The following is an 18,445-nucleotide window of genomic DNA, read 5'->3' as shown; positions in this document are numbered from 1 at the left end:
CGCATGCTGTTGCCGTCGCGTGAGAAGACCGAGCTGATCGAGGTCGTCCGCCTCGCCGACCCCGTGGTGAACACCGCGTCCGCCGACCTGATAGGCGAAGACGTCGCGCTGTGGGCGGCCGACGAGGCACGCGAGGCACTGGCTCTGATGGCCGGGATTCCCGACGACGAACTGCACCGCTGCTTCTTGCCGGGCTGGGGGATCAGGGCCCACAGCTCCACGGGACTGCTGTTCCGCATGGCCTTCTGCTACCGCTGCCACGGCGTCCGCCTGTGGGGACCGAGCGTCCCGCCGGAGCAGGAGGGACTCCAGGGCTTCGCCTCGGAGAGCCCCGCCGCCCTCGATCTGCTCCGGCGCTTTCGGGCGGGCTGAGCGCTCGTCCGCCGACGACGGCGACGGTTCTACCGCCGAGGACACGTGTTGTCGTGGGCGGGCAGATCTCCGGTGCGCAGATAGGAGTTGACCGCGCGGTCGGCGCAGGGGACGGGGCGGTGGCCCTCTAGGGCGCGGCCGTAGACGCCGTGGGAGCGGATGTCCGCGGTGACCAGACGTGAGCCGGTGAGCTTGCGGTGCAGGGCCAGGGCTCCGGCGTAGGGCACGTTGTTGTCGTGGCGGGCCTGGAGCATCAGGACGGGTACGTCGTTGGCGATCGCCGTGCCCGGTTCGCGGGGCTCGGTGGCCCAGAACGCACACGGGGCGATCATGCCGTTGACGTACGGCCCGAACACCGGCTGGTCGGCACGGCTGCGCACACTGTTCTTCCAGTACGTCTCCGGGTCCTTCGGCCAGCCGCCCGCGGGCCAGCCGCCGTCGCCGCACATGAAGATCGCCCCGCCCACCATGCTGTCCGCCAGATCGGGCGAAGCCAGCAGCTCCAGCATGGCGGCGAGCTCGGGGCCCGGTTCGACCGGCCTGCCCGCGGCGGCGTCGACCAGGTCCCGCACGATCGAGGCCAGCGCCGGATCGTTCTCCTCGTGCTGAACGGGTTGCTTCAACAGCAGCCGCAGGACAGGGGCGTTGAGGCGCTGCCCGCCGACGCCGATCGGCCGGCGCTCGGCCTGCGCGAGCAACCGCTCGACGCGGATGCGTACGTCGGAGGCCGTGCGGCCGAGGCGGTAGGTGGCGTGGTGCCGGGCGGCCCATGCGGCCCATGCGTCCAGTGCCGCCTCGGCCGGTTCGCCGGAGCTCTGGAACAGTTCGTACTGCGTGGACGCCGGGTCCGTCGAGGAGTCGATGACCATGCGGTCGGTGCGCCGGGGGAACATCTGGGTGTAGACGGCGCCCAGGTCGGCGCCGTAGGAGATGCCGTAGTACGACAGCTTCCGCTCGCCGAGGGCCGCCCGGATCACGTCCATGTCCCGGGCCACGTTGCGGGAGGACGCGTGCGGCAGCAGCTCCGCGTTGTCCCCGTACTCCTGGCAGCGCCGTGCCGTGCTCCGCGCGTCCCGCACCGATGCGTCGAAGTCCGCACGGGGTGATGTCGAAGGCGCGGGCGGGGTCGGCGGCCCGGCCGGCGCGCAGGCGATCGGGGAACTCTCGCCGAGGAACCGCGGATCGAAGCCGATGAGGTCATACCGGTCGGCCACCTGCTTCAACGCGGGCCGCAGAGCGAGGGTGTTGGCCAGGCCGCTGCCGCCCGGACCGCCGGGGTTGGACAGCAGGATGCCGCGCCGATGGGAGGCGGAGGTGGCCTTGACGCGCGAGACCGCGATCTGGAGGGTGCGGCCGCCGGGAGCGTCGTAGTCGAGGGGGACCGTCACCTTCGCGCACCGCGCCCCCGCGGCGTTCAGCTCCGTCTGCGCCTTCGAGCAGGGACCCCAGGTGAGCCGCTGCTGCTCGTAGGCCGCCAACGGCCGAGCGGCGCCGAGGGGGTCCTTGGCGGCAGTGGCCGTCGCAGGCACGGCTCCGGCGAGCAGTCCGGCCAGGCTCAGGCCGATCGCGAGTGAGGGGGTGAGGCCGCGCATCATGCTCCTTGGGTTCGACTGACTCGAGAAGCCGACGCTAGGAGCACGGGCGGCGGCAGACCATCAGGTCACCTGGCCGATGCCTACGGGTGCTGTCCCCCGCCCCGTCCATGGCGTCCCATCCTCGACGCGTCGCGGCCCCGCGCGCCGGGCCGCGAGGCCAACCGTCTCGCGGCCGGCGCCGCGTGAACTGACGTGTGGGGGCGCTCCGCGGGCATGTCAGGAACGTACAAGACCGGCGGCGTCCGGGCACGGCAGGCTCAGGGTGTCCGCCGACCATGAAGGACCACGAAGAAGGAATACCCCATGTCCCAGAAGTCCGTTCCGGTCAACATCGCCGACAAGCTCGCGGGGTTCAGCGAGCTGTGGTCGCAGAAGACCGTGGCCGTCCTCAACGACTACGAGGTCAAGCTGGCCAAACTGCAAGGGGAGTTCGTCTGGCACAGCCACGAGGACACCGATGAACTGTTCCTGGTGATCAGCGGGCGCCTGACCATCCAGCTCCGGGACGGCGATGTGGTCCTGGGTCCGGGGGAGTTGTTCGTCGTGCCCCGCGGCGTCGAGCACTGTCCCGTGGCGGACGAGGAAACCGCCATCCTGCTCTTCGAGCCCGCGGGCACGATGAACACCGGCGACGCCGGAGGGCCGATGACCAAGGCGGCCGAGCTCGCCCCCTAAAGACTGGCTGAACTCCCTTCCAGGACGGGGTAGTCCACGTACCCCTCCCCGCCGCCCCCATACATGCCGCTCTCGCGCTGCGGGTTGAGCGGGGCGTCGGCGGCGATGCGTCGGGGCAGGTCCGGGTTGGCCAGGAAGAGCCGGCCGAACGAGTAGACGTCGGCGAGGCCTGTGCGCAGCGCCCGCTCGGCCTGTTCCCGGCTGCCGGGCTCGGGGCCGTCGTAGGTGGCCACCAAGGTGCCGTGCCAGCGGGGGCGCAGGTCTTCCAGGGCGGCGTACTTTCCGGACTGCACCACGTGCAGGTACGCCAGGCCCTTGCCGCCCAGTGCACCGAGCAGCCGGTGGTAGCGAGGGCCCGGGTCGGTCTCGACGGTGTCGAGGAGCGGGTTGCCGGGGGAGACGCGCAGGGCGGTGCGGTCCGCTCCGATCGCTGCGGCGACCGCTTCGACCACCTCGACGACGAAGCGGACGCGGTCGGCGTATCCGTCGGTGCGCAGGTTGGCGTTGTCGGAGAGGAACTGGGCCAGGAGGTAGCCGTAGGCGCCGCTGATCTCGACCCCGTCGAAACCGGCGTCGATCGCGTTGCGGGCGGCCGCGGCATGGGCCTCGACGGTCTCGGCGACCTCGGCCGTGGACAGGGCGCGCGGGAGGACGTAGTCCTTCGGACCGGATGCGGTGTAGATCTGGCCGTGGCCGGGTGAGACGGCCACGGCGGAGGGGGCGACCGGCTGCTCGCCGCCGAGGATGTCGGGGTGGCTGACGCGCCCCACGTGCCACAGCTGGGCGAAGACGCGGCCGCCGGCGGCGTGCACGGCCCCCGTCACCTGCCGCCAGCCCTCGACGTGGGCCTGCTCGGTCAGGCCGGGGACACCGGGGCCGCCCTTGCCGATGCGGTGCGGCCAGATGCCCTCGCTGACGATGAGGCCGGCGGTGGCGCGCTGGGCGTAGTACTCGGCCATGAGCGGGGTGGGGACCCCGGTGGCGTCGTCGGCGCGGGCGCGGGTCATCGCGGCCATGGCCGTCCGGTTGGGCAGGTGGAGGGCGGGCCCGCGGTACGGATCGAGCAGGGGCGAGTTCACGGTTCTCCTTCTGGACGGCAGCTGTGTTCATGGCTGCGCGCATGATTGTTTGCATGCACCTACAAAGAATGTAGGTGCATGCAAATACTAGTCAGGCTACCGGTGATCTGTCAGCAGGGGAGGGAGTGCGGCGGGAGGGGCTCGGGTCAGGTCAGGCGGAGGCGCGCAGGCTGCTGGTCAGCGTGGCCAGGGCGGGGTCGGTGGCGGAGGCCGCCTCGTCCAGGGCCTCGCTCAAGGCGGCCTCGTAGATCGGCTGCGTCTGGGCCTGGCGCTCCCGTCCGGACTTGGTGATCCCCAGGAAGACGCCGCGGCGGTCGCCGGGGCAGTGGCAGCGTTCGGCGAGCTCGGCCCGTTCGAGCCGGCCGGCGAGGCGGGACGCCGAGCTCTGGTCCAGGCCGACCGCGTCGGCGAGCTCCTGCATCCGCAGCTCGCCCTCGGGGGCCGCGGTCAGCAGGCTGAGGGTGCGGTACTCCCGCAGGCTCAGCGCGCAGCGACGGTGCAGGACCTCGGTCAGGTGCTGCTCGACGCGGCCGTGCAGGGTCACCAGGTGGGACCAGCGTTCAGAGTCGCTGTGGGCCATGTCTCAACTCCGCGTCTCGGTTCGACGGATCCATGATAGATGCACGTACAGCCCTTGCTCGTGCATGAATGTAGGGCGACGCGGAACCAGGAGCGCGCCGCTGGTCGGCGGCTACTCACCCGCATACGAGCGGCGGCTACTCACCCGCATATGAGTAGCCCCCGACCAGCCGCTGAGTAGCGGCCCCCACGCAGGGGCCGCCGCCCGCCCTTAGCCTCCGACCATGATCCCCACGCGGCAGACCACGACACCGGTGCCCCAGGTGATGACGCCCCAGCCCTGGAGGAGGCGCCCGGGCACGGCGTCGCTGGTCCTCGGGGCCGTCGCCGTCGCACTGTTCGGATGCCCCTGGCTGCCGTCGTCCGTCTCGCCCTGGATCCGCTTCTTCCCCGTGTACGCCATCGTTCCCGCGGGGGTCTGCGCGATCGTCTCCGGCGTCGGTGTCCTGCGCGACATGCGGGGCGACGAGACGGCCGATCGCCGCCCGGCGCGGGCCGGGGTCACGCTCGGCGCGGTGGCCGTCCTGGTGCCGGCGGTGTTGGTCGTGTGGGCGTGGTCGGTCCTGTAGGTCGTTCTTGCCAAGGGTGACGAGCGCCACCTGCCCGGCCATGGGCAGGCCATCGCTTTGTATCCTCGGCAGGCAGTGCCGATGCCCCCGTCGCCGGCCGAGGCAGCTCACAGGCCCCGGCAGCGCCGACAACGTAAGGACACACCATGACCACCGAGCTGAGCCCCGACTCCTCGACCGGGCTCCTTGAGCGGGCCCGCCAGGACTACCAGGACCTCGCAGGGCGCGGGCTCTCGCTCGACCTCACGCGCGGCAAGCCGTCGCCGGAGCAGCTCGACCTCTCCGAGGACCTGCTGAGCCTGCCGGGCGGGCGGCACACCTCCGCCGACGGCACGGACGTACGCAACTACGGCGGCCTGCAGGGTCTGGTGGAGCTCCGGGAGATCTTCGCGGACGTGCTCCAGGTGCCTGCCGGGCAGCTCCTCGCGCTCGGCAACTCCAGCCTCGAGCTGATGCACGACTGCCTGGTGCACGCGCTGCTGAGCGTGGTGCCGGGTGCCGAGTCGCGCTGGGTGGACCAGGAGCGGATCGCGTTCCTGTGCCCCGTCCCCGGATACGACCGGCATTTCGGGCTCTGTGAGCGCTTCGGGATCGACATGATCCCGGTGCCGATGACCGCCGACGGCCCGGACATGGACGTCGTGGAGCGGCTCATCGCCGAGGACCCGACGGTCAAGGGCATCTGGTGCGTCCCGAAGTACAGCAACCCCGACGGCGTCTCCTACAGCGATGAGACCGTCGCCCGCCTCGCCTCGATGCAGGCCGCCGCGCCCGACTTCCGGATCTTCTGGGACAACGCGTACGCCGCCCATCACCTCACCGACGAGCCCGTCGAGATCGCCGACCTGCTGACCGCCTGCGCGGACGCCGGGAACGCGGACCGCGTCTTCGTCTTCGGCTCCACCTCGAAGATCACCGCGGCGGGCGCGGGCGTCGCCTTCTTCGGCTCGTCGCCCGCGAACCTGAAGTGGCTGCTCGCCAAGAACGCCAAGCGGTCGATCGGCCCGGACAAGATCAACCAGCTGCGGCACGTGATGTTCCTGCGGGACGCCGACGGGGTGCGCGCCCACATGGAGCGCCAGCGTGCCCTGCTGCAGCCGAAGTTCGAGGCGGTGGCCCGGATTCTGGAGGCGGAGCTCGGCGGCACCGGCCTCGCCCGCTGGACCGACCCCAAGGGCGGCTACTTCGTCACCCTCGAACTGACCGACGGCGGCGCCAAGGAGGTCGTGCGCCGTGCCGCCGAGGCGGGCATCGTCCTGACCCCGGCAGGCGCCACCCACCCGCACGGTGACGACCCGCGCGACGCCACCATCCGCATCGCGCCCAGCTACCCGAGCCTGGCCGAGCTCGAGCAGGCCATCGCGGGACTCGCCGCGTGCGTACGGCTCGTGGGGTACGAGCAACGGGTCGGCTAGGTCGTCCGACGTCGGGGCGACCGGGGATGACTCCCCGGTCGCCCCGACGGACTGCGGGCGGACGGAAGCAGGGGCTGGAAGTCGAACTGGCCGTCCGCGGCGGCGACCGACGCCACCCCTCATTTCCGCCTATGCCGTGCATCAGAGCAACTGACCGACCTCTGCCACACGTTCACGCTCCTGCGCTTCCGCGCAGGTGACGGCCTTCCCGCTCCGGCTTGTAAACTGCGCGCGCTCAGAAGCGTCGCAGGAGGCAAGGGGGAGCCGTGGCACACGGGGGATATCAGGGCTGGGGACCAGGCAACGGCTCACCGCAGGGAGGCGGCCCACAGCCGTACGGCCCGCCGCAGCCAGGCCCGTACCCGCCTCCGTCCCCCCAGCCGTATCCGTACCCGCATCCGCCGCAGCCCGTCCGGCGGCGGCGTTCCCTCTTCGCGTTCCTCTTCGTCTCGCCGCTCATCCCGCTGATCCGCTCCGCCCGCCGCCGCGCCGAGGCGATCTTCAACCAGCCCGGCGCCGGCCGCGTCGCGGACCCCCTCGTGACGAAGGTGCAGCTGGGGCGCGCGATGGCCGGAGCGATCGCCACGCTCCTCCTGATCTACACCTACGGTGCGGAGGACGGCTGGAGCGGAGTCGCCAACGACGGCGTGGTGAAGCTGATCCTCGCCCCGCTGCTGCTCATCTTCACCGGGCCACTGGTCGTCCTCGGCTTCATCCGCTACGCGCCCGCCGAGCAGCGGCGCGTACTGCGCTCCCGGCTGCGCGCGCCGCTCAAGGCCGTGGGCTGGTACGTCGGCATCCTGGTGGGCGTGGGACTCGTACTGGCAGGCAGTGCCGTGCTCCTGAAGCAGAACTACGGCACGCTCGCCAACGGCCTGATGGCGCTCGCGCTGCTCATCGGCCTCCTCTGGCTGCTGCCTTTCCTTCTCTTCGCCTCCGCCTACGCGGCCCGCTACGCGTTCAACACGTCCAACGTGCACGCCGCGCTCCCGGCCGCGCTCACCGTCGTACTCGTCTGGGAACTGATGCTGTGCAGCGTCGCGCTGGAAGGCGGTCTGCCGTACGGCCCGCCGGCCGCGCAGTGGTGCGCGGTGCTCGGCGGCCCGGTGTCCGTAACGGCGGTGGCCCTGTGGGAACTTCACCGCATGCGCACCCGCCACGGCGTCCGCATCCGCAACTGAACCAACGGCGGACGGCGGGCGGCGAACCCGAGGCTTGCCCTCCGCTGCTCGGACCCGTCAGCGGAGCTGACGCGGGGGCGGCTCCGGCGACCGTTCGCTGCGCTCGACGGCGCCGGGCCGCAGCCGCAGCTCCTGCACTTGGTAGCAGTCCGCATAGAGGGTGGCGATGACCGCGCCGCATGTGCACACCAGATTGGGACCGTACTCGCCGTCCATCCCGCAGCAGAACCCGCGACGCAGGGTGATGTCGGGGTGTTCTTCCAGCCCGAGACCGTCACTGGAGTTGAGGACGACGGTGCCGCTCGGTCCTGACTCCACCAGCAGGCCGAGCGACTCATCCATGACGTACGGCGGGCCGGACGGATCGGGGTCGACCGCGAAGGTTCCCGGCGCCATCCGCACGACGGGTCGAGCGACATGACCACCGGCGTCCGCGGCTGAAGCCTCCGGCCGGTACCACTCCGCGTCCACATCCGGGTTCGGCAGGGCCCGCTCACTGACCGCACTCGTCACCGCACGGCGGCAGCCACGGCACCGGAAGACGGTCATCAGGGCATCTCATCTCTCGCGCGGCCTCGGCCTATGCGCTCTTCCACGACCGCCTCAAAACCCTGCGCGCCGGCGCACGCGAGCGAACTAGGGCCTGGCCGGGGAGTTCTGGGTCGTGTCGGGCCGTGCCTCGGGCGTCGTGAGGATCATCTCGTGCTCGATCTTGGAGGGGTCGCCCTTCATGGGGGCGGTTACGCCGGAGCGCACGAATCCGTAGCGTCGGTAGAAGCTCTGCGCCCGCGCGTTGTCCTCGTGCACGTACAGGCGCACCCGCGCCACGTCCGTCACCGACCACGCCCATCCGACGGCCGCCTCGAAGAGCGCGTCGATCACACCGCTTCCTCGGTACTCGGGGCGTACGAAGACACCGACCACGTGGGCCTGGCGCTGCTCGATCGGTCCGCCGAACACGTCGTCGCTGCCCGGCTCTTCGATCAGCACGGTCACCGAGCCGGTCCAGGTCCCGTCCCGGTCCTCGGCCACGAACTGGCGTACCCGATCTCCGTCGGCCGCCCCCTTGGCCCGGCCTTGCCAGAAGGAGTCCGGCTCCGCGGCGGCCTTCTCGTACGTCTCGAGAAACGCGATCGAAGCTGAGGGGTCCTGCAGTGCCGAGAGCCGCAGCTCCTTCACCTTGGGCCACTCGTCGGCACGTATCGGACGGACGGAGGCGCGGGAATCCTGGTTCATGAAGCGGCACCTTACGGGACCGTCGTTCCGGGGCACTACGGCATTTCCCCAGGTCCCGGCTCTGCCGCCACGATCCCCAGGAGCCCGGGGAACCGCCGCTCCAGATCTGCCCGGCGCAGGGTGGCCATCCGGCTGTTGCCGCGGGCGACCTGCTGGATCAGTCCGGCCTCGCGCAGCGCGCGGAAGTGGTGCGTGACGGTCGCCTTGGAGACCGGCAGCTCGAACGAGCTGCACGTGCGCGCGGTGCCGTCGGGTGCGGTCGCCAGCTCGCGCACCACGCGGCGGCGCAGCGGATCCGCCAGTGCGGCGAGCACCGGTCCGAGCCGCATCTCTTCGACGGTCGGGTGTCCTTCGTCGTCGGGCATTCCGGACGCCTCCCTTCAGGTATGACTTGCATCGTACCTCCGGGCTCGCTAGCGTCCCGCATCTAGGTACGAGATTTGTCGTACCTACTGACCGGGGTGCCGCCCCGGTCGAGACATCCGTCTGAGGAGAGAGCCTTCATGGATCAGCCGTTCACGCTCGTCGGCACCGCCCGCCCCAAGCCCGAACGCGCCGCCGAACTGAAAGAGCTCCTGCTGTCGTTCGTCGAGCCGACGCGGCGGGAGTCCGGCTGCCTGGAGTACCACTTCCACGAAGACCGGGACGAGCCCGGCGTCTTCGTCTTCTACGAGGCCTGGCGCTCCCAGGCCGACCTCGACGCCCACCTGGCTCTCCCGCACATGCGGGCCTTCTGGGAGCGGCGGATGGACTACCTGGAGTCCGACCTCGATATTCGGTTCCTGACCATGCACAGCCCCTACCGGTTCCGGTCGGCCGTCGGCGCCTGAGTGCGGGCCGGGGCCTGGCGGTGTGCGCCGTCGGTGCGGGCCTCCAGCGCGCGTAGTACGGCCACCATGTCCTCGCCGCCGTGGCCCCGCGTCACCGTCTCGTCGAAGAGGGTGTGGCAGATGTCGAGGAGCGGGGACGCGAGCCCCGCCTTGCGGGCGGCTTCCGCGATCAACTGGTTGTTCTTCAGTACGTCCTTGGCCGCCGCCTGGACGGCGAAGTCGCGGGCGAGCAGCTTCGGCGCCTTGACGCGGGATACGGAGCTGGCCATCGGCCCCGCGTCCAGGACGTCGAGGAACCGGCTTCGGTCGAGCCCGTGCCGGTCGGCGAAATGGAAGGCCTCGGTCAGGCCGGTGACCAGCGTGATCAGGAACAGGTTCACCGAGAGCTTCATCAGCAGGGCGTCGGGGACGGGGCCGCAGTCGAACGTCTCCCGGCACATGGGGGAGAGCAGGGGCCGCGCGGCCTCCACGGCATCCGCGTCACCGGCCAGCATCGCCACCAACTGCCCCTGCTCCGCCGGGACTCGGGAGCCGGACACGGGTGCCTCGGCGTAGCGCCCGCCCGCGGCCCGGATGTCGTCCTGAAGGCCGGCCGAGTACTCCGGTGAGGTCGTGCCCATGTGGACGACGACGTGTCCGGCGACGCGCCCCGCGAAGTCCGGGGTCCCGCGCCCCAGGACCGTGTCGACGGCGGTCTCGTCGGCCAGCATGAGGATCACGACGTCGGCCCGCTCGAAGACCTCCGCGGGGCTCGCCGCGACGTCGGCTCCTGCGGCGCGCAGGGGTTCGCAGCGGGCCGGGGTGCGGTTCCAGACGAGGAGGGGTGTCCCGCCGCGGGCCAGGTTGAGCGCCATGGGTTGGCCCATGACGCCGAGGCCGACGAAGCCTGTGTGCATCGCGCACCGCCCTTCTCCGGCCCGCGCGGAGGTGCCCGCTTGTCTCCGCCGAGGTCGCCGCCTCGCTGACTATGACCGCTGTCATAGTAGGGCACTCTATGACCGTCGTCATAGAGTGAGAGTCAGTGCTTGCTGGAAGCCTGACGGGACGCTGGAGGACGGACATGGCGGCATCCGGGCGAGGGCCGCGCGAGCGCATGGTCTTCAGCGGGGCCCAGCTCATCCGGCGCGACGGCGTCGCCGCCACCGGTATGCGTGACGTCGCCGCCCACGCGCAGGCGCCGCGCGGCTCGCTCCAGCACCACTTCCCCGGCGGCAAGGAGGAGTTGGTCAACGAGGCCGTGGGCTGGGCGGGCCGCTACGCGAGCAGGCGTGTCGGTCGCATCGTCGCCGCCCTGCCCGAGCCGACGCCCGGCGGGCTGTTCGCCGAGATGGTGCGCCAGTGGACCGACGAGTATCGGGCCGCCGGGTTCGCGGGCGGCTGCCCCGTCGCCGCCGCCACGGTGGACTGCGCGGAGTCCACCGTCTCCACACGAGAAGCCGCGTCCGCCGCTTTCACCACCTGGAGCGGCTCGGTGGCCCGAGCCCTGGCGGACATGGGCGTCCCAAAGGCACGGGCCGAAGCGCTCGCCACGCTCATGATCAGCGCCCTGGAGGGAGCGATCCTGATGGCCCGCGCCGAGCGGGACGTCCGGCCCCTGACGGCCGTGGCCCAGGAGCTCGGCCCCCTGCTCGACGCCGCGGTGCGCGCGGCCGACTGACTGCCCCCCCCCGGCGGGCCGAGCCGAGGCCGCCGTCATCCTGACGGGGCGTCGCTCGGTGCGCCGTCCGGGACGGCCGAAGACACGGGTGGCCAGACGGGGCGATGGGACGGCGGCAGGGCCAGCAGGGCCTGCCCCACGGTGAGGTAGCGGGGGAAGATCTCCGTGCTGCCGGTCAGGGTCAGGAGTTCGACGAGATGGCGGCCGGCCCCCGCCAGCAGGAGCTGACCCTCGCGGCGCCGCAGCAACCACCGCACCCCGAGCAGGCAGTTGAGCCCACGGGAATCGCAGAACACCAGCGCCGTCACATCGAGCACGAGATGTCGGTGACCCGCCATGACGGAAGCGCCCAGCATGCGCAGAAAGAACTTCTCGCCCGCCCGGTCGAGTTCACCGCTCACACGCAGTACGGCACACTCCTCGCACCGCGTGAGCTCGTGGATGATGAGGCGATGGGTCGGCGTCGACATCGCGCCTCCATGTGGTCGTCGTACGGAAGCCCGTGGGCAAGTCGGAGCACGCATTGCCCGGCTCCCGGGTCCCCCGTCCATCTCTCCCTACGCCCCTGTGCCCCCATCGCGGAGAGGGACATAGCGCTGCAGCGTGATCCCGCTGCGGAAGGCCTTCGATTCAACGAGCCGCAGTCGCGGAATGGCGTAGCCCTGGGGGAAGGGACAGCGGCCGCGGCCCTGGACCACGGGGTAGACGAAGAAGCGGTACTCGTCCACCAGTCCCGCCGCGATCAGCGTGTGCGCCAACGTGATGCTCCCGGTGAGCACGATGTCCTTGCCGCTCCGCGCCTTGAGCGCGGACACCTCCTCGATGGCGTCGCCCGCGAGCACGGTCGAGTTGGCCCACCGCGGGTCCGTCAGGGTGGTGGACACCACGTACTTGTGCACCTTGTTGAGGTAGTCGGTGATGCCGGTGGTGTCGTCGGTCTGCTGCGGCCAGTAGCCGCGAAAGTCCTCGAAGGTCTGCCGGCCGAGCAGCAGGGCATCGGCCCGGCTGTCCTGCCGGTGGTTCTCCTCCAGGAGGTCGGCCATGTCCACGTCGCCCTGGCCCTGCGGATCGAACCAGTCGGTGAGCATCTCGATGGAACCGTCGACGGTGATGTTCTCGGTGATCGCGAGCGTGCGCATGCCGTGCCTCCGATGAGTGGGCGTCCCACCCTTGGTGACCGAGGTGCGCGTCGAGAATCATCGGTGGCTGTCGTCGGCGTGCCGCGGGCGGCCTCCGTCGGGTCGGCTACGGGCCCGAAGCGGTCGACCAGGCCCGGATGGTAAGATCCTTGGCGTTCGTGTGTGATCCCGTGTCGAGGATGTAGGGAGTTGGGGCTGATGACCGCGCTCAAGGCCACTGCCATGCGCACCGCCCGGACCACCCTCACGTCCCGGGTCGTGGCCTGACCTCAGCCGGATCGCCCTCGCTGGGAGCGTGAGCTCGCGGGGCACCGTCCACACGAACCCACCATGAAACGGATCTCCGTCCATCATGAGCGACACCAAGAGCAACGCCATGAGCAACACCTGGATCACGCGCGCCGAGACCGGCGCCGACATCCCCGCCATCCGTGACATCGTCGTCGCCGCGTTCGACACGCCCTCGGAGGCCGACCTCGTCGACGCCCTGCGCGCCGACACCGCGTGGATCGACGGGCTGTCCGTCGTCACCACCGACCAGGACGGCAAGCTCGTCGGCCACGCGCTGCTGACCCGCTGCCACATCGGGGACACCCCGGCGCTGTGCCTGGCCCCCGTCGCCGTACTGCCCGCGTACCAGAAGACCGGTGCGGGCTCCGCGGCCATCCGGGCCGCGCTGGACGCCGCCAAGGACAGGGGCGAGCGCTTCGTCACCGTCCTCGGGCACCCGGCGTACTACCCGCGATTCGGCTTCACCCGGGCCTCGACGTACGGCATCGGCATCAGCATCGACGTCCCGGACGAGGCCATGATGGCCCTCGCCCTCGACGCCGGTCATCCGCTGCCCAGCGGCATGGTGCGCTACGCCGCGCCGTTCGGGATCTAAGGCCGCGGACCGCCGTGCCGGGGCCGCCACGGCCCCGGCACGGCCCGCGAAAAAGTCCGTTGCGTCCGGACTCACGGCACCGGAGAGTGGGTTCATGACCACCCACGCCACTCTCCCGCCGGGCCTGACCGTGCGCCCTGCGACGTTCGACGACGCGGCGGCGGTGTGCGCGCTGCTCAACGAGATCGACCTGTTGGAGATCGGTCGCGCCGACACCGAACTCTCCGAGATCCAGGCCGACTTGAAACATCCTGAAGTGGACCTGGAGCACGACTCCTGGCTGCTGTTCGAGGACGGGCGGTTGATCGCGTACGGCCTGGTGTGGGACGAGTCAGGCGGTGAGCGGATCGACATGGAGTACTACGCGCTGCCCGATCGGCCCCAGGCCTCGCAGTATCTGTTCGACCTGTCGGAGGCGCGCACCGCGGAGCGGGCCGCCGCCAACGGGGCGGACCGGGCGGTGGTGCACCTGCACCTGAACATCGCCCCCACCGTGGACCTGCGCGCGCTGCGCGGACGGGGCTGGACGCCGGTCCGCCGCTACAACTCGATGGCCCGTGACCTGTCCGCCGACGCGGACCGGCTGCCGGAGCCGCCGGCCGGTGTGACGCTGCGTCCCTGTCTGGCCGAGTCGGACCGCCGTCGCGCCCACGCCCTGTTGCAGGACAGCTTCGTCGACCACTTCGACTTCCACCCGCGGACGTACGAGCAGTGGCTGGACGACCTCGACGCCGAGCGTGTCGACTGGTCGCTGATGTGGATCGCCCAGGTCGAGGGTCTGGGGGACGTGGCGGTGCTGCACACCCAGAACGACCGCACCTCGATGGCCTGGATCGGACATCTCGGGGTGCTGCGCCAGGCCCGGAACAAGGGCCTGGGCAGCTACCTCCTGCGCCATGCCTTCGGTCACTACGCGGCGCTGGGCCGCGACCGGATCGGCCTCGGCGTGGACACCGACAACAGCACCGGCGCCCTCGCCCTGTACGAACGCCATGGCCTGTCCCTGGACTTCGCCGTCGACACCTGGGAGTTGACCCGCCCCGTCGCGCGCTGACGGAGCGCCGTCAGACGGCCGCCGGGAACGTGAACCGTACGTCGGTGAGGCGCTCCGACAGCTCCCACAGGCGGCGGCCCGTCGCGGGGTCCGCCGCCGAGGGGGCCGGCTGTACGCGCGTGGGCGCGCCGCGCAGCTCGGCCAGGCCGCCCGGACCGATGAACTGGCCGCTCTCCACCGTCGGATCGGTCGCCGCGTACAGCTGGGGCAGCGCGCCTTCGGCGGGGCGCTGGGCGAACAGCGGGTTGCCGATGCGGCCGAACAGCACCTGATACAGGCCGATCGGGGCGCTCGTCTGGAGGTTGGTGGCGGTGTAGCCGGGGTGGGCCAGCACGCTGCGCACCGGGCTCGTGGACTCGCTCAGCCGGCGGTGGAGCTCCTGGCCGAAGACGGCGTTGGCGAGCTTGGACTGGTTGTAGAAGCCCATGGACTTGTAGGCGCGCTCGCCGGTCAGGTCGTCGAAGCGGATGCGCCCCTGCCGGTGGTTGATCGAACTCACCGTCACCACCCGGGGGTTGCTCCCTGCCGCCAGCAGATCGAGCAGCAGGCCGGTGAGCGCGAAGTGGCCGAGGTGGTTGCAGGCGAACTGGAGCTCGTGGCCCTGCGCGCTGAGCGTGCGCGGCGGTGCCATCACGCCCGCGTTGTTGATGAGCACGTCGAGGCGTGGACGGTCGGCGTGCAGCCGATCGGCGAAGTCGCGGACCGAGTCGAGGTCGGCCAGGTCGAGACGGCGCACTTCCAGGCTCGCGTCCGGGTGGTGGGCGGTGATCTCCGCGACCGCCCGGTGGCCCCTCTCCTCGTCGCGCACCGCGAGGATCACGTGCCCGCCTCGCCGGGCGAGGGCCCGGGTGGTCGCCAGACCGAGGCCGCTGTTGGCTCCGGTGACGACGAACACCCGGTCGGTCTGGTCCGGTATCTGCTCGGCTGTCCAGCGCTGTTGCTGCGTCATGCGGCACATGTTGTCGTTCATGGCACTCAGTGTCAAGAGGGTCCTGAGTGCCATCAAGGGCATCGCGTGTACCATGGGCCGGGTGAGTTCCCACCCCGCAGTGAGCATGGCCGAGCGCAAACGGCAGCTCGTCTCGAACGAGTTGACCGAAGCGGCGCTGCAACTCCTTGCCCGGAAGGGGTTCGACGCGGTCACCATCGACGAGATCGTGACCTCCGCCGGGGTCTCCCGGCGGACGTTCTTCCGGTACTTCGCGTCCAAGGAGGACGTGGTCGTCCAGTTCCTGGCCGACATGGGCGTTGGCATCCATACGGAGCTGGCCGCTCGCCCCGCCGACGAGTCGCCCTCCGTGGCGCTGCGGCACGCCGTATGGGTTCCCCTGGCCGCCTGCGGCGACCACTCCGAGCGGGTGCTGCCCGTGGTGCGGCTGATTCTGCGCACCCCGGCCCTGCGCGCACGCTTCCTGGAGCGCCAGGCCCAGTGGAGCGACGACCTGACGGGGGAGGTGGCACGGCGCCTGGGGCGCGACGCGGGCGTGGACCTCTTCCCGCGGCTGGCCGCCGGGATGGCGTTGGCCGCCTTCGATTCCGTGCTGCAGCGGTGGAGCGACAGCGACGGCGCCGAGGACCCCGCCGAGCTGGCCGACCGGGCCTTCGCGGTCATCGCCCCGGCGCTCGACGCCGACGGATCGTAGGCCCCGGGGGGACGGTGCCGGAGGGGCGGTGGCCTGCGAGGCGCCCGCGGACTGGCATCATCGAGGGATGTCTGACTTGATCATCGCCGCCTGTGACGGAGCCGCGAAGAAGAACCCCGGGCCTGCCGCCTGGGCCTGGGTGGTCGCCGATTCCGACGAGCGCCCGCAGCGGTGGGAGGCGGGACCGCTGGGCCACGCCACGAACAACGTGGCCGAACTGACCGCGCTGGCCGAGCTGTTGGAGTCCACCGACCCGGCGGTGCCGCTGGAGGTCCGCATGGACAGCCAGTACGCGATGAACGCGGTCACCAAGTGGATCGCGTCCTGGAAGCGCAACGGATGGATGACCGCTTCGAAGAAGCCGGTCGCCAACAAGGAACTCGTCCTACGCATCGACGCGCTTCTGCAAGGCCGTCCGGTGACCTTCCGGCACGTCGCCGCCCACCAGGTGGACGGCGATCACCTCAACGCGATCGCCGATGTCGCGGCCAGTGACGCCGCGACGACGCAGGAGCCCGCCGGAACCGTCCACGGGGCGTCCGTGATCCCCGAGCCGCGGCCCGAGCGCATGACGTCCTCTCCCGCCGCCAAGTCGCGCAAGACCCCCGCGGCGCGGACGGGCAAGAGCACTTCGGGCGCCGTCATCAAGGCCAAGTTCCCCGGCCGCTGCCACTGCCAGAAGCCCTACGCGGCCGGAGAGAAGATCGCGAAGAACCCGCACGGCTGGGGTCACGTGGAGTGCCGCGAGGCCTGAGACCCCGCCCGGCTGTCGGGTCGGCGGCCGGTCAGGAGGGATCGTCGGGTACGGCGTCCAGGAGGCTGCGGACGACGGGACCGGCGGAGGCGCCACCGGTGACGCCCTTCTCGACGACGCAGGCCACGGCGACATTGCCGCGGTGGGCGACGAACCAGCCGTTGTTGGGGGCGTCCTCGGAGACCTCGGCGGTGCCGGTCTTCGCCCCGACCTCGCCGGGCAGATCGGACAGGACCGTGGCCGTGCCCTCGGTGACCGTGGCGCGCATCAACTCGCGCAGCTGCCCGACGACTTCGCCCGGCAGCGGCGTGGTGGTGGTCGAGTCCTCGGCGGCGCCGGTGAGGGTGGGCTGGTGGAAGGTGCCGGACACCGCCGTCGCCGTGACGGACGCCATGATCAGCGGGTTGGCCTGCACCCGGCCCTGCCCGATCATCGAGGCGGCCTTCTCGGTCTGGTCGCGGGGGACCGGAACCGACCCGTCGTACGAGGGAATGCCGACGTTCCACTTCTGGCCGACCCCGAAGTACTTGCCGGCGACGTCACCCAGTTCCCGGTCGTCGACCTTGTCGCGCAGGCTGATGAACGCGGTGTTGCACGAGGCGGTGAAGTCCTTGCGGAAGGTGGCGCCCCGGTACTCGGAGGTCTCGACGTTCTGGAACCGCTTGCCGACGGTGAGGTACTGGGGGCAGTCCACGACGTCACCGGGTGCGACCGCGTCCTTGAGCAGCAGCGCGCTGGTGGTGACGATCTTCCAGGTGGAGCCTGGCGCGTAGGTGCCCGAGACGGCGCGGTTGAACCCGGAGGAGGGGGAGTTGGCCACCGCCAGGATCTCCCCGTCGTCGATCCGCAGGGCCACGAGCGCGGCGTCCTTGCCGTCGGCCTCGGCGGCAAGGGCCTTCTCCGCGGCGGACTGCCAGGTGGCGTCGAGGGTGGTGGCCACGGGCCGGTCGGCGGGACGGTCGGACTTCTTGCCGAAGGAGGCCTCCGTGCCCTTGATGTCACCGGTGGCCCGGTCGACGCGCCGGACCGCGCCGCGCGGACCGGCGCCGCCGCCCCCGGCGATCTGAGGGAGGAGCGGGCCGAGGGAGGGGTGCTTCTCGGCCGACAGGTCGCTCCCGTCGCGGTCCGTGATCGTGGGCCCGGCCGAGTCCTCCCGCTCCAGACGGAACTTCTCCGTGCTGCTCAGCTTCGGGTGCACCAGGGACAGCGCCCAGTCCACCTTCCAGGCACCGTCGTCCTGCTTGCGCAGCGGCACGGCGGAGCCGTACGTCCAGGTGCCCAGATCGGTCACCGGCATCTTGGCGGTGAAGGCCACCGTCACGGTGCCGTCCTCGCCGGCCTTCGTCGCCCCCGGCGTCAGGGTCGGCTTACGGATGTCGAGCCCGGCGGTGAAGCTGTTCAGAACACGCTCCGCCTGCTCGGGACTTGAGGTCAGCGCCGCCGCCTGCGCCATGCGGCCCGCCTCCCAGTCGGCCAGGAAGGCGCGCGCCTGCTTCGCCGCCTCCGGGTCGGGTGTCGAGGGCCCGGGGTCGAAGGGGCCCAGCTCCGCGGCGTAGCCGATGCCCGCGGCGAGCGCGAGCGTCAGCCCCGCCGCGATCACCACGCGGGGTCCCTTCCTGGCGGGTCTGTGGCCGGGTCTGGTCAGCGGTGCGACATCCGTCATCAAGGGCTCCTTGGGCTGGCTTCTCGCTGCGGGCAGCGGGAGCGTTCGGGAAAGGGGGTGCGATGGGCGCGGCGAGGACCGCTGCGGCTCTGCGCGGCCGGTTCGGTACGCCGCCGGG

Annotated in this window: 22 protein-coding genes; 11 read left to right on the top strand and 11 right to left on the bottom strand. The window is 71.2% G+C overall.

Annotation, left to right across the window (positions count from 1 at the left end; all coding sequences use genetic code 11):
• Window positions 1-3 precede the first annotated feature (3 nt).
• Window positions 4-372 carry a hypothetical protein gene (locus tag ACIGXX_RS34845; protein ID WP_351169310.1) on the top strand — a complete coding sequence of 123 codons (369 nt, stop codon included), beginning with the start codon at window positions 4-6 and terminating at the stop codon, window positions 370-372.
• Window positions 373-401: 29 nt separating this feature from the next.
• Here the strand turns inward: ACIGXX_RS34845 and ACIGXX_RS34840 are convergent, their stop codons facing one another.
• Entirely contained in the window at window positions 402-1,964 is a 1,563-nt protein-coding gene (locus tag ACIGXX_RS34840) for an alpha/beta hydrolase (protein WP_399981985.1), read from the bottom strand.
• Window positions 1,965-2,270: 306 nt separating this feature from the next.
• On the opposite strand from ACIGXX_RS34840, the gene ACIGXX_RS34835 reads away from it, so the two are divergent.
• Window positions 2,271-2,642 carry a cupin domain-containing protein gene (locus ACIGXX_RS34835; protein ID WP_366463545.1) on the top strand — a complete coding sequence of 124 codons (372 nt, stop codon included), beginning with the start codon at window positions 2,271-2,273 and terminating at the stop codon, window positions 2,640-2,642.
• On the opposite strand, the gene ACIGXX_RS34830 is transcribed toward ACIGXX_RS34835, so the two are convergent.
• Together ACIGXX_RS34830 and ACIGXX_RS34825 are read right to left on the bottom strand one after the other, a co-directional pair.
• Window positions 2,639-3,721 carry an alkene reductase gene (locus tag ACIGXX_RS34830; RefSeq protein WP_351169304.1) on the bottom strand — a complete coding sequence of 361 codons (1,083 nt, stop codon included), beginning with the start codon at window positions 3,719-3,721 and terminating at the stop codon, window positions 2,639-2,641. The two genes, ACIGXX_RS34835 and ACIGXX_RS34830, sit on opposite strands and share 4 nt — an antisense overlap.
• Before the next feature lie 151 nt (window positions 3,722-3,872).
• On the bottom strand, window positions 3,873-4,301 hold the full coding sequence (locus tag ACIGXX_RS34825; RefSeq protein WP_351169301.1) for a MarR family transcriptional regulator: 429 nt from the start codon (window positions 4,299-4,301) through the stop codon (window positions 3,873-3,875).
• A gap of 223 nt (window positions 4,302-4,524) precedes the next feature.
• Between ACIGXX_RS34825 and ACIGXX_RS34820 the strand changes: the two genes are divergently transcribed.
• From ACIGXX_RS34820 to ACIGXX_RS34810, 3 genes are all read left to right on the top strand, one after another.
• On the top strand, window positions 4,525-4,869 hold the full coding sequence (locus tag ACIGXX_RS34820) for a hypothetical protein (protein ID WP_399981783.1): 345 nt from the start codon (window positions 4,525-4,527) through the stop codon (window positions 4,867-4,869).
• Between the two features lie 146 nt (window positions 4,870-5,015).
• Complete coding sequence (locus tag ACIGXX_RS34815; protein ID WP_399981780.1) at window positions 5,016-6,284, top strand: aminotransferase; 1,269 nt, start codon at window positions 5,016-5,018, stop codon at window positions 6,282-6,284.
• Between the two features lie 266 nt (window positions 6,285-6,550).
• A complete protein-coding gene (locus ACIGXX_RS34810) occupies window positions 6,551-7,465 on the top strand; it encodes a hypothetical protein (RefSeq protein ID WP_361467535.1) in 915 nt (304 codons plus the stop codon).
• Between the two features lie 57 nt (window positions 7,466-7,522).
• Here the strand turns inward: ACIGXX_RS34810 and ACIGXX_RS34805 are convergent, their stop codons facing one another.
• The 3 genes from ACIGXX_RS34805 to ACIGXX_RS34795 form a co-directional block, all read right to left on the bottom strand.
• Window positions 7,523-8,014, bottom strand: coding sequence for a hypothetical protein (locus tag ACIGXX_RS34805; RefSeq protein ID WP_351169289.1), 492 nt, complete (start codon window positions 8,012-8,014; stop codon window positions 7,523-7,525).
• Window positions 8,015-8,101: 87 nt separating this feature from the next.
• A complete protein-coding gene (locus tag ACIGXX_RS34800; protein WP_399981775.1) occupies window positions 8,102-8,701 on the bottom strand; it encodes a GNAT family N-acetyltransferase in 600 nt (199 codons plus the stop codon).
• A gap of 35 nt (window positions 8,702-8,736) precedes the next feature.
• On the bottom strand, window positions 8,737-9,066 hold the full coding sequence (locus ACIGXX_RS34795; protein ID WP_351169283.1) for a winged helix-turn-helix domain-containing protein: 330 nt from the start codon (window positions 9,064-9,066) through the stop codon (window positions 8,737-8,739).
• A 138-nt stretch (window positions 9,067-9,204) separates the two neighbouring features.
• Between ACIGXX_RS34795 and ACIGXX_RS34790 the strand changes: the two genes are divergently transcribed.
• Window positions 9,205-9,531, top strand: a complete 327-nt coding sequence (locus tag ACIGXX_RS34790; RefSeq protein WP_351169280.1) for a putative quinol monooxygenase — start codon at window positions 9,205-9,207, stop codon at window positions 9,529-9,531.
• On the opposite strand, the gene ACIGXX_RS34785 is transcribed toward ACIGXX_RS34790, so the two are convergent.
• Complete coding sequence (locus tag ACIGXX_RS34785) at window positions 9,501-10,427, bottom strand: NAD(P)-dependent oxidoreductase (protein ID WP_399981770.1); 927 nt, start codon at window positions 10,425-10,427, stop codon at window positions 9,501-9,503. The genes ACIGXX_RS34790 and ACIGXX_RS34785 overlap by 31 nt on opposite strands.
• Before the next feature lie 164 nt (window positions 10,428-10,591).
• Here ACIGXX_RS34785 and ACIGXX_RS34780 point away from each other — a divergent pair, with 164 nt between their 5' ends.
• The gene (locus ACIGXX_RS34780) at window positions 10,592-11,188 is read left to right on the top strand and encodes a TetR/AcrR family transcriptional regulator (protein ID WP_361467550.1); all 597 of its coding nucleotides are present in this window, start codon (window positions 10,592-10,594) and stop codon (window positions 11,186-11,188) included.
• Between the two features lie 35 nt (window positions 11,189-11,223).
• Here ACIGXX_RS34780 and ACIGXX_RS34775 read toward each other — a convergent pair whose 3' ends face one another.
• Together ACIGXX_RS34775 and ACIGXX_RS34770 are read right to left on the bottom strand one after the other, a co-directional pair.
• Complete coding sequence (locus tag ACIGXX_RS34775; protein WP_399981766.1) at window positions 11,224-11,658, bottom strand: STAS domain-containing protein; 435 nt, start codon at window positions 11,656-11,658, stop codon at window positions 11,224-11,226.
• Between the two features lie 87 nt (window positions 11,659-11,745).
• Window positions 11,746-12,327 (bottom strand): dihydrofolate reductase family protein, encoded by a 582-nt coding sequence (locus ACIGXX_RS34770; protein ID WP_351169268.1) that lies wholly within the window; start codon window positions 12,325-12,327, stop codon window positions 11,746-11,748.
• 376 nt (window positions 12,328-12,703) lie between these two features.
• Between ACIGXX_RS34770 and ACIGXX_RS34765 the strand changes: the two genes are divergently transcribed.
• Together ACIGXX_RS34765 and ACIGXX_RS34760 are read left to right on the top strand one after the other, a co-directional pair.
• Window positions 12,704-13,213 (top strand): GNAT family N-acetyltransferase, encoded by a 510-nt coding sequence (locus ACIGXX_RS34765; protein WP_399981981.1) that lies wholly within the window; start codon window positions 12,704-12,706, stop codon window positions 13,211-13,213.
• Window positions 13,214-13,307: 94 nt separating this feature from the next.
• Window positions 13,308-14,267, top strand: coding sequence for a GNAT family N-acetyltransferase (locus ACIGXX_RS34760; RefSeq protein WP_366464448.1), 960 nt, complete (start codon window positions 13,308-13,310; stop codon window positions 14,265-14,267).
• Window positions 14,268-14,277: 10 nt separating this feature from the next.
• On the opposite strand, the gene ACIGXX_RS34755 is transcribed toward ACIGXX_RS34760, so the two are convergent.
• On the bottom strand, window positions 14,278-15,216 hold the full coding sequence (locus tag ACIGXX_RS34755; protein ID WP_399981978.1) for an oxidoreductase: 939 nt from the start codon (window positions 15,214-15,216) through the stop codon (window positions 14,278-14,280).
• A gap of 73 nt (window positions 15,217-15,289) precedes the next feature.
• Between ACIGXX_RS34755 and ACIGXX_RS34750 the strand changes: the two genes are divergently transcribed.
• Window positions 15,290-15,910, top strand: coding sequence for a TetR family transcriptional regulator (locus ACIGXX_RS34750; RefSeq protein WP_399981974.1), 621 nt, complete (start codon window positions 15,290-15,292; stop codon window positions 15,908-15,910).
• Window positions 15,911-15,977: 67 nt separating this feature from the next.
• On the top strand, window positions 15,978-16,664 hold the full coding sequence (locus ACIGXX_RS34745) for a ribonuclease H (protein ID WP_399981761.1): 687 nt from the start codon (window positions 15,978-15,980) through the stop codon (window positions 16,662-16,664).
• 31 nt (window positions 16,665-16,695) lie between these two features.
• Here the strand turns inward: ACIGXX_RS34745 and ACIGXX_RS34740 are convergent, their stop codons facing one another.
• Window positions 16,696-18,327 carry a penicillin-binding transpeptidase domain-containing protein gene (locus tag ACIGXX_RS34740; RefSeq protein ID WP_399981758.1) on the bottom strand — a complete coding sequence of 544 codons (1,632 nt, stop codon included), beginning with the start codon at window positions 18,325-18,327 and terminating at the stop codon, window positions 16,696-16,698.
• Window positions 18,328-18,445 lie beyond the last annotated feature (118 nt).

It is taken from the genome of Streptomyces sp. NPDC055243 (assembly GCF_044544025.1).
In the GTDB taxonomy this organism is placed as follows: Bacteria; Actinomycetota; Actinomycetes; order Streptomycetales; family Streptomycetaceae; genus Streptomyces.
The sequence above is the reverse complement of the archived record's forward strand: the minus strand, read 5'-3'. Positions and strand labels throughout refer to the sequence as shown.